Origin of the sequence: Cellulosimicrobium sp. PMB13, from assembly GCF_051294865.1 — a bacterium.
Lineage (GTDB): Bacteria > Actinomycetota > Actinomycetes > Actinomycetales > Cellulomonadaceae > Cellulosimicrobium.
Window position 1 is genome coordinate 1,321,893 of the sequence record NZ_CP145910.1, and the last position, 14,663, is coordinate 1,336,555.

At 73.8% G+C, this 14,663-nt stretch carries 13 protein-coding genes; 6 read left to right on the forward strand and 7 right to left on the reverse strand.

Going from position 1 to position 14,663, the window contains the following annotated elements:
- Positions 1-7: 7 nt before the first annotated feature.
- Entirely contained in the window at positions 8-817 is an 810-nt protein-coding gene (locus V5D56_RS06165) for an endo alpha-1,4 polygalactosaminidase (RefSeq protein ID WP_435738175.1), read from the forward strand.
- A 125-nt stretch (positions 818-942) separates the two neighbouring features.
- The gene (locus tag V5D56_RS06170) at positions 943-3,069 is read left to right on the forward strand and encodes an elongation factor G (protein ID WP_435738176.1); all 2,127 of its coding nucleotides are present in this window, start codon (positions 943-945) and stop codon (positions 3,067-3,069) included.
- Here the strand turns inward: V5D56_RS06170 and V5D56_RS06175 are convergent.
- Positions 3,066-4,010 (reverse strand): Abi family protein, encoded by a 945-nt coding sequence (locus tag V5D56_RS06175; RefSeq protein ID WP_435738177.1) that lies wholly within the window; start codon positions 4,008-4,010, stop codon positions 3,066-3,068. The two genes, V5D56_RS06170 and V5D56_RS06175, sit on opposite strands and share 4 nt — an antisense overlap.
- Before the next feature lie 234 nt (positions 4,011-4,244).
- Between V5D56_RS06175 and V5D56_RS06180 the strand changes: the two genes are divergently transcribed.
- Positions 4,245-4,499, forward strand: a complete 255-nt coding sequence (locus tag V5D56_RS06180) for a hypothetical protein (protein ID WP_435738178.1) — start codon at positions 4,245-4,247, stop codon at positions 4,497-4,499.
- Positions 4,500-4,518: 19 nt separating this feature from the next.
- On the opposite strand, the gene V5D56_RS06185 is transcribed toward V5D56_RS06180, so the two are convergent.
- From V5D56_RS06185 to V5D56_RS06210, 6 genes are all read right to left on the reverse strand, one after another.
- Positions 4,519-5,391, reverse strand: coding sequence for a heme ABC transporter ATP-binding protein (locus V5D56_RS06185; protein WP_435738179.1), 873 nt, complete (start codon positions 5,389-5,391; stop codon positions 4,519-4,521).
- Positions 5,388-6,398, reverse strand: a complete 1,011-nt coding sequence (locus V5D56_RS06190; protein ID WP_435738963.1) for a FecCD family ABC transporter permease — start codon at positions 6,396-6,398, stop codon at positions 5,388-5,390. Before V5D56_RS06190 ends, V5D56_RS06185 begins: the two co-directional genes overlap by 4 nt.
- 143 nt (positions 6,399-6,541) lie before the next feature.
- Positions 6,542-7,783, reverse strand: coding sequence for an ABC transporter substrate-binding protein (locus tag V5D56_RS06195; RefSeq protein ID WP_435738180.1), 1,242 nt, complete (start codon positions 7,781-7,783; stop codon positions 6,542-6,544).
- Between the two features lie 448 nt (positions 7,784-8,231).
- Positions 8,232-8,900, reverse strand: a complete 669-nt coding sequence (locus V5D56_RS06200) for a heme oxygenase (biliverdin-producing) (RefSeq protein WP_435738181.1) — start codon at positions 8,898-8,900, stop codon at positions 8,232-8,234.
- Between the two features lie 106 nt (positions 8,901-9,006).
- Positions 9,007-10,260 (reverse strand): MFS transporter, encoded by a 1,254-nt coding sequence (locus V5D56_RS06205; RefSeq protein ID WP_435738182.1) that lies wholly within the window; start codon positions 10,258-10,260, stop codon positions 9,007-9,009.
- A 110-nt stretch (positions 10,261-10,370) separates the two neighbouring features.
- A complete protein-coding gene (locus V5D56_RS06210; protein ID WP_435738183.1) occupies positions 10,371-10,988 on the reverse strand; it encodes a TetR/AcrR family transcriptional regulator in 618 nt (205 codons plus the stop codon).
- Between the two features lie 74 nt (positions 10,989-11,062).
- Here V5D56_RS06210 and V5D56_RS06215 point away from each other — a divergent pair, with 74 nt between their 5' ends.
- The 3 genes from V5D56_RS06215 to V5D56_RS06225 all read left to right on the forward strand — a co-directional run bounded on the left by V5D56_RS06215 (position 11,063) and on the right by V5D56_RS06225 (position 14,621).
- Positions 11,063-11,644 carry a DinB family protein gene (locus V5D56_RS06215; protein ID WP_435738184.1) on the forward strand — a complete coding sequence of 194 codons (582 nt, stop codon included), beginning with the start codon at positions 11,063-11,065 and terminating at the stop codon, positions 11,642-11,644.
- Positions 11,645-11,751: 107 nt separating this feature from the next.
- Positions 11,752-12,762, forward strand: coding sequence for a hypothetical protein (locus tag V5D56_RS06220; RefSeq protein WP_435738185.1), 1,011 nt, complete (start codon positions 11,752-11,754; stop codon positions 12,760-12,762).
- A 698-nt stretch (positions 12,763-13,460) separates the two neighbouring features.
- On the forward strand, positions 13,461-14,621 hold the full coding sequence (locus V5D56_RS06225; RefSeq protein ID WP_435738186.1) for a pirin family protein: 1,161 nt from the start codon (positions 13,461-13,463) through the stop codon (positions 14,619-14,621).
- Positions 14,622-14,663: the final 42 nt, after the last annotated feature.

Consider the following 14,663-nt stretch of genomic DNA (forward strand, 5'->3'; position numbering starts at 1 on the left):
CGCCGCGGTGCTGCTCGCCGCGGCGACGACCGTCGTGCTCGCGGGCTGCTCCGCGGCGTCGTCGCCGACCGCGTACCGCCTGCCACCGACCGAGGGCACGTTCGACTACCAGCTCGGCGCGGCGTACGACGTCCCGGGCGGGCTGGACGTCGTCGTGCGCGACGCGACGGCCGAGCCTGCCGACGGCGCGTACTCGGTCTGCTACGTCAACGGCTTCCAGACGCAGCCGGGCGACGCGGACCGCTGGCTCGGCGAGCACGAGGACCTGCTGCTCCACGACGCGGCGGGGCGGCTCGTGGTGGACCCGGACTGGCCCGACGAGCACGTCCTCGACCCGTCGACCGCAGCGCAGCGCGCGGGGATCATGGACCTCCTCGGTCCGGTCGTCACCGGTTGCGCCGACGCGGGGTTCGATGCGGTGGAGATCGACAACCTCGACACGTGGACCCGCTTCGACGACGCGGAGACCGGTCGCATCGACGAGGAGGGCGCGCTCGCGCTGGCCGCGGCGTACGTCGACCTCGCGCACGACGCGGGCCTGGCCGTGGCGCAGAAGAACGCGGCCGAGATCGCCCGCGTGGCCCGCGACGACCTGGGGTTCGACTTCGCGGTGACCGAGGAGTGCGCCGTCTACGACGAGTGCGCCGCGTACACGGCCGCGTACGGCGACCACGTGCTCCAGGTCGAGTACGACGACGCCCTGCCCGAGCCGTTCGACCGGGTGTGCGCGCGGACCGACCGCGCGCCGCTCACCGTCCTGCGCGACCGCGACCTCGTCGGGCCCGACGACGCGGGGTACGTGCGCGAACAGTGCTGACCGGTCGGCGCTCCCCTGCGCGACCTGTGACCCGCGCGGGATCCGCGTCTCGTCACTAGCCTGGGGGGACGGCGGGCGGTCGCCCGCCGGGAGACAGCGTCGCGAGGCAGCCGAGGGAGGCAGCCATGGGCACGTCGTCGTCAGCCCCCGGGCCGCGCACGGTCCGCAACGTCGCCCTCGTGGGGCACAGCGGATCGGGCAAGACCACGCTCGCGGAGGCGTTCCTCCACCGGGCGGGGGCGATCCCGCGGCCCGGGTCGGTCACGGAGGGCACGACCGTGTGCGACCACGAGCCGGAGGAGATCGCGCGGGGGATCTCGGTCGGGCTGGGTGTCGCGCACCTGGACTGGACCGCGCCCGACGGCGAGTCCTATCGCGTCACGCTCCTCGACACCCCGGGCTCGCCGGACTTCCTCGGGGCGGTCGACGCGGCGCTCGCGGTGGCCGACCTCGCGGTGGTGGTGGTCAGCGCCGTCGACGGAGTCCGCTCCGGGACCCTGGAGGCGTGGCGGCTGTGCGACGAGGCGGGGATCCCCCGCCTCGTCCTCGTCTCCCAGGAGGATCGCGCGCGTGCCGACTTCCGCACGGTGCTCGACGACGTGCGGTCGAGCTTCACCGCGTCGTTCGTCCCGCTCGAGCTGCCGCTCGGCGAGGAGCAGTCGCTGCACGGCGTCGCGGACGTCCTGGGCGAGCGCGCCCGCGAGTACGACGGCGACGGGAGGGGCCACGACGAGGCCGTCCCCGACGACGTCCGCGAGGAGGAGCACGCGCTCCACGACCAGGTGGTCGAGGAGATCGTCACGCACGACGACGACCAGCTCGAGGCGTACCTCGCGGGGGACGAGCCCGGCGTCGCGGACCTGGAGCGCACGCTCGCGCAGGAGGTCCGCGACGGGGAGGCCGTGCCCGTGCTCCTCGCGTCGGCGCTCACGGGCGTGGGGGTCGACCGTGCGCTCGACCTCGTGTGCGAGCTCGGCCCGTCGCCCGTCGACCGGCCGGCGGTCGTGCTGCTGCCGGGCGCTGCCGCGCATCCGGGCGACGACGGCGCGGGGGCGAGCGGCGCCGTCGGGCAGGAGACGAGGGCGACGACCGAGGTGGTGGCCCAGCCGACCGGGGACACGCTCGTCCACGTGTTCCGGACGGTCGTGGACCCGTTCGTGGGCCAGGTGTCCGTGTTCAAGGTCCTCTCGGGGACCGTGGCGAGCGGGGACCGTCTGGTCGACGTCGCGACGGGCGCGGAGGACCGCGTGCACGGGCTGTTCCGGCTGCGCGGGCGCGAGCACGTGGCGGTCGAGCGCGTCGGCGCGGGCGAGGTGGCCGCGGCGGCGAAGCTCGGGGCGGCGTCGACGGGCGGGCTGCTCGCGAGCCGCCGCTCCCCGGTCTCGGCGCGACCGCTGCCGCACCGCCCGCCCGTCTACGCGCACGCGCTGCGGCCCGTGTCGCAGTCCGACGACGACAAGCTGTCCGCCGCGCTGGCGCGCCTCGTCGCCGAGGACCCGACCCTGCACGTCGACCTCACGGGCACGCAGGCCGTGCTCGGCGGGCTCGGGGACACCCACCTCGCGGTCGCGCTCGAACGGCTCGAGCGCACGTTCGGCGTGCACGTGACGACCGAGCCGGTGCAGGTCGCGTACCGCGAGACGATCGCGCGGCCGGTCGAGGCCGAAGGGCGGCTCAAGAAGCAGTCGGGTGGCCACGGGCAGTTCGCCGTCGTGCAGCTCCGGGTCTCACCGCTGCCGCGCGGCGCGGGGTTCGAGTTCGCCAACGCGGTCGTCGGCGGGTCCGTGCCGCGCCAGTACCTCCCGGCGGTGGAGCGCGGCGTCGCCGAGGCGATGGCCGCGGGCGGTCCGCACGGCTACCCGGTCGTGGACGTGCGCGTCGAGGTCTACGACGGCAAGGCGCACTCCGTCGACTCGTCCGACATGGCGTTCCGCACGGCCGGAGCGGTGGGTCTGCGCGAGGCGCTCGCGGCGGCAGGGACGGTCGTGCTCGAACCCGTCTCGGCCGTGACCGTGACCGTCCCCTCCGACGCGCAGGGCGACGTCATGGGCGACCTGTCGGCCCGGCGGGGCCACATCACCGCGACCGGCTCGCTCGACGACGGCCGCGTCGTCGTCGAGGCGCTCGTCCCCGAGGCCGAGCTCACGCGGTACGTGCTCGACCTGCGCTCGCTCACCGGGGGTCGCGGCTCGTTCACCGCCGTCCCCGACCGGTACGAGGTGCTCCCGGGCGGCGTTGGTGCGAACCGCTAGACGCCTTCCTCCCGACGAATCGTGCGCTCCGCTGCGAGCCGTTTGGACCAGAACGGGTCCGAGCGCCAGTCCGACGGGATACCCATGCCCTTGAGCGGCACATCAGGGTGCTCGTCGAGGAGAGCGCTCAACCGGCGCGTCCACGACGAGCGGGGAGACACCACGGACAGCACGCTCTGGAGCGAAGCGAGCACGGGGTAGAGGCGTTTGCGACGATCGGAGAACGACAGGACATCTCTGTCCGAGAGCCACCGTACCGAGGGAGACGTCGGGAGCGCGGGATAGACACCGAGCCCGACGTTCCACAGCCGACCATGATGAGCACACACGTTTCGCACCCGCACATAGGTGCGCAACCAGGACAGCAGCAAGGGGCCGGGAAGACCCAGCGGCTGAGCCACGCGAGCGATGTCGGAAGCGCGCCGCAGATTGCTGACCAGGCCCGAGAGCTGGCCCAGGGTGAGCGTCTCGACCATCAGCCACGACGGCGGTAGTTCTGGTTCGCCATAGGTCGTCAGGTAGTGCTCGAGCGCGGACGCGTGAGCCAGATCTCCGGCCGCGTTCTCCGGCGAGCTCATCAGCCGGTCCTCGCACGACTTCTGGACCATCTCCAGGAACCTCTGATGCCTCCGAGCATCCTTGAGGTGCCCACTCTCGAGATACCAGAAGGGGCCGCCATGGTGCAGAGACATGTGGTCGGTGAGGCTAGACCGGACGGCCACCTCGATGCGTTCGAGGGCGTCCATCACCAGGAGGCGAAGCTTGCGGTCGAAGACGTAGAGGTCGAGCACTTGGTCGAACGTCGTTCCACCACGCAGCATCTCGGCCGCCGGGTCCATGCGGAACGGGATGAGGTAGGGCGACAACCGGTAGTAGCCCACGTGGCGGAGGTAGCGGACGGCGCGGTCTGGCTCCGTGACGACGAGGCCGCGCTCGATCATCCTCGACAACAGCTCATCGTGCGTGAGCGCAGGCTTGGAGTAGCGGCTCGACCCTCGTGGTCGCGGTGCGCGTGCTGGCATCTCGTCTCTGCCCCCTGCAAAGAAAAATCCCCCGGGTTGCGCATCGTGGAGAGGCGTGGGGGATGTAGTGCTCCCAACCTACCGTGAGCGAGGTGGAGAGACAACAATGGCTGTCGCAACCAGGGTGATCGACATGACGGGAATGATGTGCCGATGAAGGTTCGTGTGCACGAGGAGCACGCGGTGACCGTCGTGCGTCGAGTGCCATGGGGAATCTTCGTCGCCCTCGCCGACGGGACGGAGGTGTTCGTCGACGCGATGAAGGTCGGGCACCTCGATGATCAAGCCGGAGACCGGAGCATCGTGGTCATCGTCGACGACGAACGGCAACCCATCCGGGGGAGCCTCCTCGACGAGGACCGCGAGATCGCGCGTCGGCATCGGATCGTCGAGCAGCCGGTGCGCTGACCGAAGCCTTCCGCCGTTTTCAGCGGCGCGGGAGGACGATCGGTGCGCCGCCCCCGGGGTGCTCGACGATCTCCACCGGGTAGTCGTAGACGTCGCTGAGCAGCGACTCGGTGAGCACGTCGCGCGGCTCGCCGTCCGCCGCCACGCGGCCGCCCGCGAGCAGCGTGACGTGGTCCGCGTACGCGGCGGCGAGCGACAGGTCGTGCACGACGACGACCACGGCCCCGCCCGCGGCGGCGTGCGACCGCGCGAGCCGGAGCACGAGCTCCTGGTGCTTGAGGTCCAGCGCCGCGGTCGGCTCGTCGAGCATGAGCAGCGTCGTGCGCTGCGCGAGCACGCGCGAGAGCGCGACGCGCGCCTTCTCGCCCCCGGACAGCGACGTGAAGTGGCGCTCGGCGAGGTGCTCGACGTCGGTCGCGGCCAGCGCCTCGGCGACCGCGGCGTCGTCCTCGTCCTCCCAGGGCGTCCCGCGCCAGGGCGAGCGCCCCATGCGCACGACGTCCACGGCCGTGAACGGGAAGCTCAGCGACACCTGCTGGAGCAGCACCGCCCGGCGCATCGCCAGCTCGGTCGGCGTCCAGGAGCCCAGCGCGCTCCCGTGCACGACGACGTCCCCCGACTCCGGGGTCAGGTCGCCCGTGAGGACGGCGAGCAGCGACGACTTCCCGGCGCCGTTGGGGCCGAGCAGCGCGCGCACCTCGCCCGCGCGCACGTCGACGGACACGTCGCGCAGGACCGGCGCCCCGCCCAGGGTGAGCGACACCGCGTGCGCCGAGGTGACCACGTCGCCGGGGGAGACGGGCCCGGGGAGGAGGGACCGGCGTCGGGCACCGGTGACGGCGGTGCGCAGCGAACCGAGGAACGAGGAGCCCTCGTGGCGCAGGTCGGTCATGCCCACCCTCCCTGGCGCGAGCGCGTGCGGCGCAGGAGGTAGAAGAAGAACGGGCCGCCGACGAGCGACGTGATCATGCCGAGCGGCAGCTCGACGTTCGCGACGGCGCTGCGCGCGAGGAGGTCGGCGGCGAGCAGCACGACGGCGCCGCCCAGCACCGACGCGGGGATCAGCGTGCGGTGGCTCGGTCCGCACACCATGCGCACGAGGTGCGGCACGACCAGCCCGACGAACGCGACGATCCCCGTGAACGCCGTGCCGGCGGACACCAGCAGCGCGACGAGCACGATGACGAGCTGGCGCAGCCGCTCGACGTCCACGCCGAGGTGGTGCGCGGCCCGCTCGCCCAGCGCGAGCAGGTCCATCCGGCGGCGCACGAGCATCGCGCCCGTGACCCCGACGGCGGCGATCGGGAGGACCACGGCGACCGAGCTCCACGTCGAGCCGCCGAGCGAGCCGAGCTGCCAGAACACGATCTGCTCGCGCGCGGCGGGGTCGGCGACGAAGGTGAAGAACGCGAGCAGCCCGCCCGCGAACGCGTTCACCGCGATGCCCGTGAGGACGAGCGTGACGACCTCGGTCCGTCCGCCGGCGCGCGCGAGCGCGTAGACGACGAACGTCGTGACGAGCCCGCCGACGAACGCTGCTCCGGCGACCCACGTGCCGGGCACGAGCGCGCCCGCCGTGACGATGACCGCGCACGCGCCGACGGCCGCCCCGGCCGAGACGCCGATGACGCCCGGCTCGGCGAGCGGGTTGCCGAACACGCCCTGCATGAGCGCGCCCGAGCACGCGAGCGCGGCTCCCACGACGATCGCCATCACCACGCGGGGGAACCGCACGACCCACAGCGCGTTCTCGCCCTGCGGGTGCGACGGCATCGGGCCCCAGTCGAGACCCACGTGGTGCGCGAGCGAGCCGAGCACCTCGGCGGGCGAGACCGGCACCTGCCCTGTCATCCCCGACACGACGGTGAGCACGGCCAGCGCGACGCCGAGCCCGACCATCAGCCAGCGCGCGGCACGCCGCCGCTGCTGCCCGACGGCGGGACCCACCCGGGCGGGCCTCCCGCCCGGGTGCGTGGCGACGTCGGGCACGGCGGGCGTGGCGTCGTCCTGCGAGGCCCCCGTGGGGCGCGCGACCGGTGCGCTCACGAGGCCGGGAGCTCGGGCGCGGGCACGCCGTAGAACGCCTCGACGAGCGAGGCGATCGTCGCGCCGGTGCGGGGACCGAACGTCAGGAGCCGCGAGCCGTCCATGTCGACGACGCGGCGCGCCTCGCCCGCGGGGGTCTGTGCGAGCCCGGGGATCGCCATCATCGCGTCGAGGCCACCCATGGACTCGAGGCCGTCGGTCATGACGAGGTAGACGTCGGGCGCGGCGCTGATGATCGCCTCGCTGGTCACGGGCGCGTACTGCTGCGTGAGCCCGATCGCCGTGCCCGCGTCCTCGCCGCCGATCGCGTGGACCAGGTCGTCGGCGCCGGAGCCGGGACCGAAGAGCATCTTGATGTTCGCGCCGCGCAGGTAGAGGAACGCGACGCGCGGCGTGGTCGTGTCGGTGGGGACGGCGCCGAGCGCCGCGCAGATCTGGCGGTCCGTGCGCTCGACGAGGGCCTCGCCCTCCGCGGGGACGCCGAGCGCCGTCGCGACCGCGCGGATCCGGTCGTCGACGCCGTCGAGCGTGCGGGACTCGTCGAGGTAGACCACCGGCACGCCGGACTGCTCGAGCTGGGAGCGCACGTCGTCGGTGAGGATCGTCGCGTCGGTGAGGATGACGGACGGGTCGAGGCCGAGGACCGCCTCGACGTCGAGCGCGTGGCCCGCGCCGGTGACGACCGGGACGTCCGCCGCCTCCGGGAAGCCCGTCGGCAGGTCGCGGCCCACGACGTTGTCGCCGAGCCCCAGGCTGTAGACGATCTCGCCGAGCGTGCCGTAGAGGTCGACGGGGATGATGCGACTGACGTCGGTGATCTCGACCGCGCGGCCGTCGACGGACTCCACCGTGACGGGGAGCTGGGGTGCGGGGGACTCGGCGACCGGGTGGATCGCGTCGTCGGCGAACGCCGCGGTCGTGGGGCCCGTGGGGAAGGAGGCCGGGTCGACGTCGCTGCCACCGCCCGCGGCGCGTGACTCCTCGAGCGTCGTGCAGGCCGGGGCCGTCGTCGGCGTCGTCTCGGCCGGTTCGGCGGCGGGCTCCGCGTCCGGGGTCGCGGTCGCCTCCGGCGTCACGGGCGGCTCGTACGGCAGGGGTGCGCACGCCGCCGCCAGGCCCAGCACGACGGCGGTCCCCGCCCCCGCGAGACCGGTCGCCGTGCGTCGTGGCCGACCGGGAGCGGGGACTCGGCGGAAGGACGGGACGCGGCGCAGACCGGTGGGGACAGGGTGACGCATGGGTCGGGCTCCAAGGACGGGGGCACGCGCGGCGGCGGCGGCTCAGGTGAGGCTAGCCTACCCTGACAAGACCGGTGACCCTGCCGAGGTAGAGCCCTGGTCCGCGAGGTAGAGCCCTGGTCCGCGAGGTAGAGCCCTGGTCCGCGAGGTAGAGCCCTGGTTCCGAGCAACCAGGGCTCTACCTCGCGGCGAGCGCGGACCAGGGTGAGACGAGCCGGGAGGGGTGGGTGGGGGCGCCGCGTCGTGGCGGGCCTGGCGGGAGCCGCGAGGAACGAGCGGCGGATGGTAGACGCGGCGCCCCCACCCACCCCGACATCCAGGGCGACCACGCGCCGTCGGGCACGGCGACCAGGGCTCTACCTCGAGCCAGGCCTCTATCTCGCGGACTGCGGTTCTCTCTCGTGGACTGCGGTTCTGTCTCGTGGGCGGGTCGGCGCCGACGAGTCGGTCAGTGGTGGACGGCGCCGAGGTCGGCGAAGACGGCGCTGTTGAGGCGGAACGCCAGCCTGGCCTCGGCGACGGTCTCGTCGACCTGCTCGGGCGAGAGGTCGAGGCCGTCGAGGCGCTCCCGGTAGACGTCCTTGAACGGCTTCGACTTCGGGATCTCGACGAACGTGTAGAACGCGAGCCCGTCGACCGACAGGCCGTAGTGGCGCTCGAGCATGCGCTTGATGATCTGGCCGCCCGAGAGGTCGCCGAGGTAGCGCGTGTACGCGTGCGCGGCGTACGCGGGGAGCGATCCGCCGATCTCGCGCAGGCGCGCGACGTACTGCTCGGTCGCGGGCCGGACGGTGATCCGTTCGGCCCAGTCCGGTCCGACGAGGAACGCGAGGTCCTTCTCGATCTCGGGCGTGCGCGTCAGCTCGTCGAACACGAGGGTCGCGCCCTGGGCGTCGGCGCGGATCGCCGCGCTCGCGGCCTCGAGCGCCCCGTAGATCGCCCACTGCTGCGCTGCGAGGTCGGCGTACGCCGCGACGTCGAGCCGGCCTGACATGAGCTTCTCCACGAAGCCGGAGCCCTCGGCCTGCTCGTGCTCGGGGCGCGTGCCCTCGCGCAGGCGGAGGGAGAGCGGAGCCGGGAGGCCGGCGGGGGCGAGGTCGTGCGTGAGAGCCGTCACGGGAGCTCCTGCGGTGCGTGGGGTCAGGGCGCACGTCCTGACAAGGCGTCATGACGATGCGTCAGGAACTGTACCGCAGAAGGTTAGGCATGCCTACCTCCGGTTCTCATGCCGTGCCGACGTCCTCCGGGTTGGGCAGCCGGGCGAGGAAGCGGAAGCCCACGAGCCCCACCACGACCGCGAGGCCACCGCCGACGACGAGCGGGGTGGTGAGGTCGATGCGGGCGAGCAGCCCGCCGAGGAACGCGCCGAGCGGCATGACACCCCACAGGAGCGTGCGCCACGTGCCGTGCACGCGGCCGAGCAGCCGGCTCGGGATGACGGCCTGGCGCAGCGACATGACGTGGATGTTCCACACCGTCGTGCCGCCGAAGGACAGCGCGAGCAGCACCGCGGCGACGGGCACGACGGGGACCAGCCCCATGACGACCAGCGCCGCGGGCGTGGCGAGGTTCGCGACGGCCATGACGGGCCCGGACCGGAAGCGCTCCTTGAGCGGCGAGGCCGCGGCGGCGCCGACCAGCGACCCCACGGCGCCGACGAGCATGAACGCGCCGAACCAGGCCTCGGGGACGCCGAGGCGGTCGAGCACGAAGAGCACGAGGGTCGCCGTCGCCGCGGAGAAGCACAGCCCGACGACGGTCGACAGCAACCACAGGGGCCGCAGCATCGGGTGCGCCCAGATGTACCGGAAGCCGTCGGCGACCTGGCGGTACCAGCGCACGGGCGCGTCGTCGGACACGTGGGTGCGGTGCTCGCCCGCCGCCGCGGCGGGCAGGAAGAACGCCAGGACGAACGCCACCGCGTAGCCGAGCGCGCCGACGCCCAGCGGCACCACGACGGCGATCGCGAACAGCGCCGACGTGAGCGGCGCCGAGAGGAAGTTCTGGACCGTGATCTCGCCCGCCTCGATGCGCGAGTTCCCGCGCGGGAGGTCGGCCGGCCGGACGATCGACGGTACGACGGCCCGGATCGCGCCGTCGTACACGGTCTCGAACGCGCCGTAGAGGAAGACGACGGCGTACAGCGACCAGATCGTCAGCGTGTCCGTCCACGCGAGGGCCACGAGCCCGAGCGCGAGCAGCGTCCGCACGCCGTTGGCGAGGGCGAGCGCGTGCCGCCGGTCGATCCGGTCGAGGAGGATCCCGGCCGGGATGGCGAAGAAGAGCCACGGCAGCAGCGCGACGGCGGCGATGCCGGAGACGAGGACGGGGTCGTCGGTGAGGCGGACGGCGAGCAGCGGTGCCGCGACGCGCGCGACCCCGTCGCCGAGGCTCGAGCTGAGGTTCGCCGTGAAGACGTTGGTGAACGCCGGCCCCAGGTGCGGGCGCGGCGAACGGTCGCGGCGTCCGAGGGGCATGGCAGCGAGAGTACGAGACCGGTGCTCCGATCACCTACCTCGGGGGTCCCAGCACACCGCGACCTCCGCCGACGGCAGAAGGACGGCCGGCGCGCGCCTCGACCGTCGCGTCAGCCCCGGGCGAGCGCCGGGGCGTCGAGGTCGGCGCCGACGGCACGCAGGACGAAGGCCTCGGTCGCGGCGACGGCCTGTGCGCGGGCGACGGGGTCCTCGGGCGCGAGCCGGCCGGACAGGCACGCGTTGACGAGCTGCACCGTGGTGTCGATGTCCTGTGCGGGGAACTCGCCGGCGTCGATGCCGGACCGCACGATGCGCCGCAGGATCGCCTCGACGAGCTCGGCGTGCTCGCGGAGCCGCTGGCGCGTCGTGCGGGAGAGGACCGAGCGCAAGTCCGGGCCCGGGGCGAGGTGGAAGACCCGCATGAGCTGGGCCTGCTGGCGGATGTAGGTCCGCAGCTGCTCGACGGGGTCGTCGACGTCCTCCAGCGCGCGCTCGAGCGTGCTGACGTACTGCTCCGTCTCGTGGGTGATGAACCCGAGGAGCAGCGCTTCCTTGTCGGGGAAGTGGTTGTAGACGGCGGTGCGGCCCACGCCGGCCGCCGCGGCGATGTCGGCCAGCGAGATGGCGTCGAAGCCGCGGTCCATCATGAGGTTCGAGAGCGCCGCGAAGAGCTTCTGCCGGGTCTGCGCGCGGTGCTCGTGGAGGGAACCTCCGATGATCTTGGGCATGCTGACACCATAGGCATGCGGTGTCAGAACGCAAAACCCGGTGGTGCGTCCGTCGGCTCTGCCACACTTCCGCCATGGACACGAGCGAGTTCCCCGACGGCGACCCGGCACAGGACGCCGTCCCCGCCGACTTCCCGCCCGTCCCCGCCGACACCAAGGACTGGACGTGGGTCCTCGAACGACCGTGCACCGAGTGCGGCTTCGTCCCTGGCGACGTCGCGCCCGACCAGGTCGGGGCGGCCGTCCGCGCCGCGGTGCCGCGCTACGTCGCGGTCCTCGGGCGAGCGGACGTGCGCACGCGACCCGACGCGACCACGTGGTCCCCGCTCGAGTACGCGGCGCACGTGCGCGACGTCTTCTCGATCTTCGACGTCCGGCTCCAGTCCATGGTCGAGGGCGACGACCCGCTCTTCGCGAACTGGGACCAGGACGCCGCCGCGGTCGAGCAGGACTACGCGCACCAGGACCCGGCGGTCGTCGCGCGCGAGCTCGAGATCGCCGGCGACCGGGTCGCCGGACGTTTCGACGCCCTCGTGCCGGACCAGTGGGAGCGGCCGGGGCGCCGTTCCAACGGGTCCGTCTTCACGGTGCGCACGCTCGGCCAGTACTTCCTGCACGACGTCATCCATCACCTCCACGACGTGCGCGCGGCCTGACCGCGACCTCCCCTCGGAGCCCTGTCCGGAGCGACACCGGAGCGGCGCGGCCGGAATCGTGACATGCCCGTAACACCAGCGCATTCCGGGCGTACTACGGTCCGGACATGGACCCCGTCGTCGTCGCCGGTCTCGTGCCCGATGCGCACGCCGGTGCCCACCTGCTCGCGGTGCCCCGCTCGCGCGGCGCGGCGCGGACGCCCGTCGACGCGCTCGCCCGCGCCTGGTTCCCCGAGGCGGGGTGGATCACGACGCCCGGGAGCGGTGGAGCAGCACGGCCGATGGCCGGCGCCCGGTTCCGCGGCGTCGTCCCCGACGCGGTCGTCGCGCCGGGCGTCCTCGCGCTCGTCGAGGGCGCCCGCGCAATCGGGCCGTTCCCGGTGACGGTCCCGCAGACGCAGGCGCTCGACCTCGCGAGCGGCGCCGCCGAGATCTTCGCGCTCGAGCTGGACGACCCCCCGCCGCGCGGGGCGCCCGCCGCCGTGCCCGACGACCGGGACGGCGTCGCGCGGGCCTTCCCGGCCGGGCTGCCGCAGGGCGCCGAGCTCCAGGTCCTCGGGTGGGCGGTCGCGGTGGCGCGGCGCGTCGGCGGCGCCGTCGTCGTCGACGGGCGCTCGGTCCTCACGCCCGATCCGGCCTCCGGCGTCGACCTCACGCTCTACTCCGCCCAGGTGCTGGCGCCCGAGGACGTGCTCGGTGTGCTGCGGACCGTGGTGCCCTCGGCGCAGCTCGTCTCGGTCGAGCCCCGCGCCGACGGGCCGTCGGACGTCGCGGCGTCCGGTGACACCCCGTACGACGGCGCGGTCCGGCTGTGGATGCAGCGGGTCCCGGAGGTGCCGCTCGCCCTCGGCGTGCTCGACTGGCGGGAGTACGGCCCGTACGCGTACCGCGTCTCGTGGAGCCCGGCGGACCCCTACGAGCTCGCGGTCGAGCGGCCGTCGGGGCTCCACCTCATCGCCCGCTCGCGAGCCCGGGTCCTCGTCGCACGGCTCGCCGCGATGCTCCAGGGCCGGCTCGCGGGCACGCTCGTCGACGACGGCGGTTTCCTGGTGCGTGACCTCGACCTCGACGAGCGCCTCACGCCGGTCCCGACGCCGACGTCACAGTTCTGGGTCTGAGGTGACGGCAGCACGACGCCGGGTGAACGGGCCGTGTCGGCTCGACGGACTGTCCACAGAATTCGTCCACAGGGGTGTGGGTGACGTTGCCCTCGCGCGGGTGCGGCTGTGGACGAACCTGTGGTCGACGGGCGCCCGGAAATGACAACGGTGGGAACCCTTGCCCTCGTCCGGTCCGAGGACTACAAACGTGCCTATCGGCCTGGACGGGCGCACGTGGACGACGGTGTTCCGGCACGCAGAGCAGGGGTCATCCCGACCTCGCCGGCACCGGCAGGTGACACCACGGCGCGCACGTGAGGCACGGTCGACCGGAGAACGGTGGACGCCCCGCGACCTCGGCCGCGGGCTGCGCGCGACGGCGCAGGCTCCGACCGGACCCGGAAGACCGACCGCGATCGGTGTCGTCGAGGAGAACGGACCGGACCCCTCCGGTCCCGCGACGACACCGGGCCGCCACGTCGCGAGCGGCGCCCTGGCGGGCCACCCGGCCCGACCGCCCCGGGGTTGCGCGGCGACGGCGAGGCCCCTCGGAATCCTGCTCCGAGGGGCCTCGCTGCCATTGTCCCGCGTCGCCCCGCGCAACTACAGCCTCTTTGTGCCCGTGTGCCCGTGTGCCCGTGTGCCCTGTCGCTCGCGTGGTCCGACCGACGCACCTCACGGTGTCGCCGCGCCTCGCGGGTGCCTACGCTCGACCCATGAGCAACCTGGAGACCCGTCCGGAGGAGCGCGTGTGCACCGCGGGCGCCTCGCACGACCCGGACCGCGGCGCCGTCGAGATCCTGGAGCACCGCGACGTCCCCCTCGGCGGGACGCGGGCGATGCAGGTCCGTCGGACGATCCCGCAGCGGGCCCGGTCGCTCGTCGGCGCGTGGTGCTTCCTCGACCACTACGGGCCCGACCCGCTGCCCGCGATCGGCGACGGGACCGACGGGATGCAGGTCCCGCCGCACCCGCACACCGGGCTGCAGACGGTCTCGTGGCTCTTCGCCGGCGAGATCCTGCACCGCGACTCCGTCGGCTCGCTGCAGACCGTCCGGCCGGGCGAGCTCAACCTCATGACGGCGGGCCGCGGGATCTCGCACTCCGAGGAGACGCCGAGCGGCGAGCGCCCGCCCGTCCTGCACGGCGTGCAGCTCTGGGTCGCGCTCCCCGGCGACCGCCTCGCCGACGCCCCCGCGTTCGAGCACCACGCCGACCTGCCTGTCACCACGCACGACGGCGCGCGGGTCCAGGTGTTCCTCGGCGCCCTGACGGTGTCAGGCGCCGAGCTGCGCTCGCCCGCGACCACGTACTCGCCGCTGGTCGGTGCCCAGCTCGACCTCGAGCCGGGCGCACGTGTCGTCCTCGACGTGGACCCGGCCTTCGAGCACGGTCTCCTCGTGGACGACGGCGCGGTGCGGCTCGAGCAGTCGCAGGTCCCGGTGTCGTCGCTGGGATACGTGGCGCCCGGTCGTCGGACGCTGACCGTCGAGGCCGGCCCGGACGGCCCGGCGCGCGCGGTCCTCGTCGGCGGCGAGCCGTTCGCCGAGGACATCGTCATGTGGTGGAACTTCGTGGGTCGCTCGCACGACGACGTCGCGCGAGCCCGCGAGGAGTGGCAGGCCCAGCTCGTCGTCGACGGCCCGGACGGACCGGACGGCCCGGTCGGCCCGGACGGCCCGGACGGCCCGGACGAGGACCGTGGCCCCGGCACGGCACGCGAACCGGTCCGGAGCCCGCGGCGCGGCGGGACGCGGTATGCCGAGAGTGCGGCGTCGGGCCGGTACGGGCAGGTCGTCGGCTACGACGGCGGCCCCCTGCCCGCCCCCGTGCTCCCCGACGTCCGCCTCCGCCCGCGCACGCGCCCCGCGAGATAGCACCGCGGGCGGGTTGTGCCGAGGTAGAGCCCAGGTCGGCGA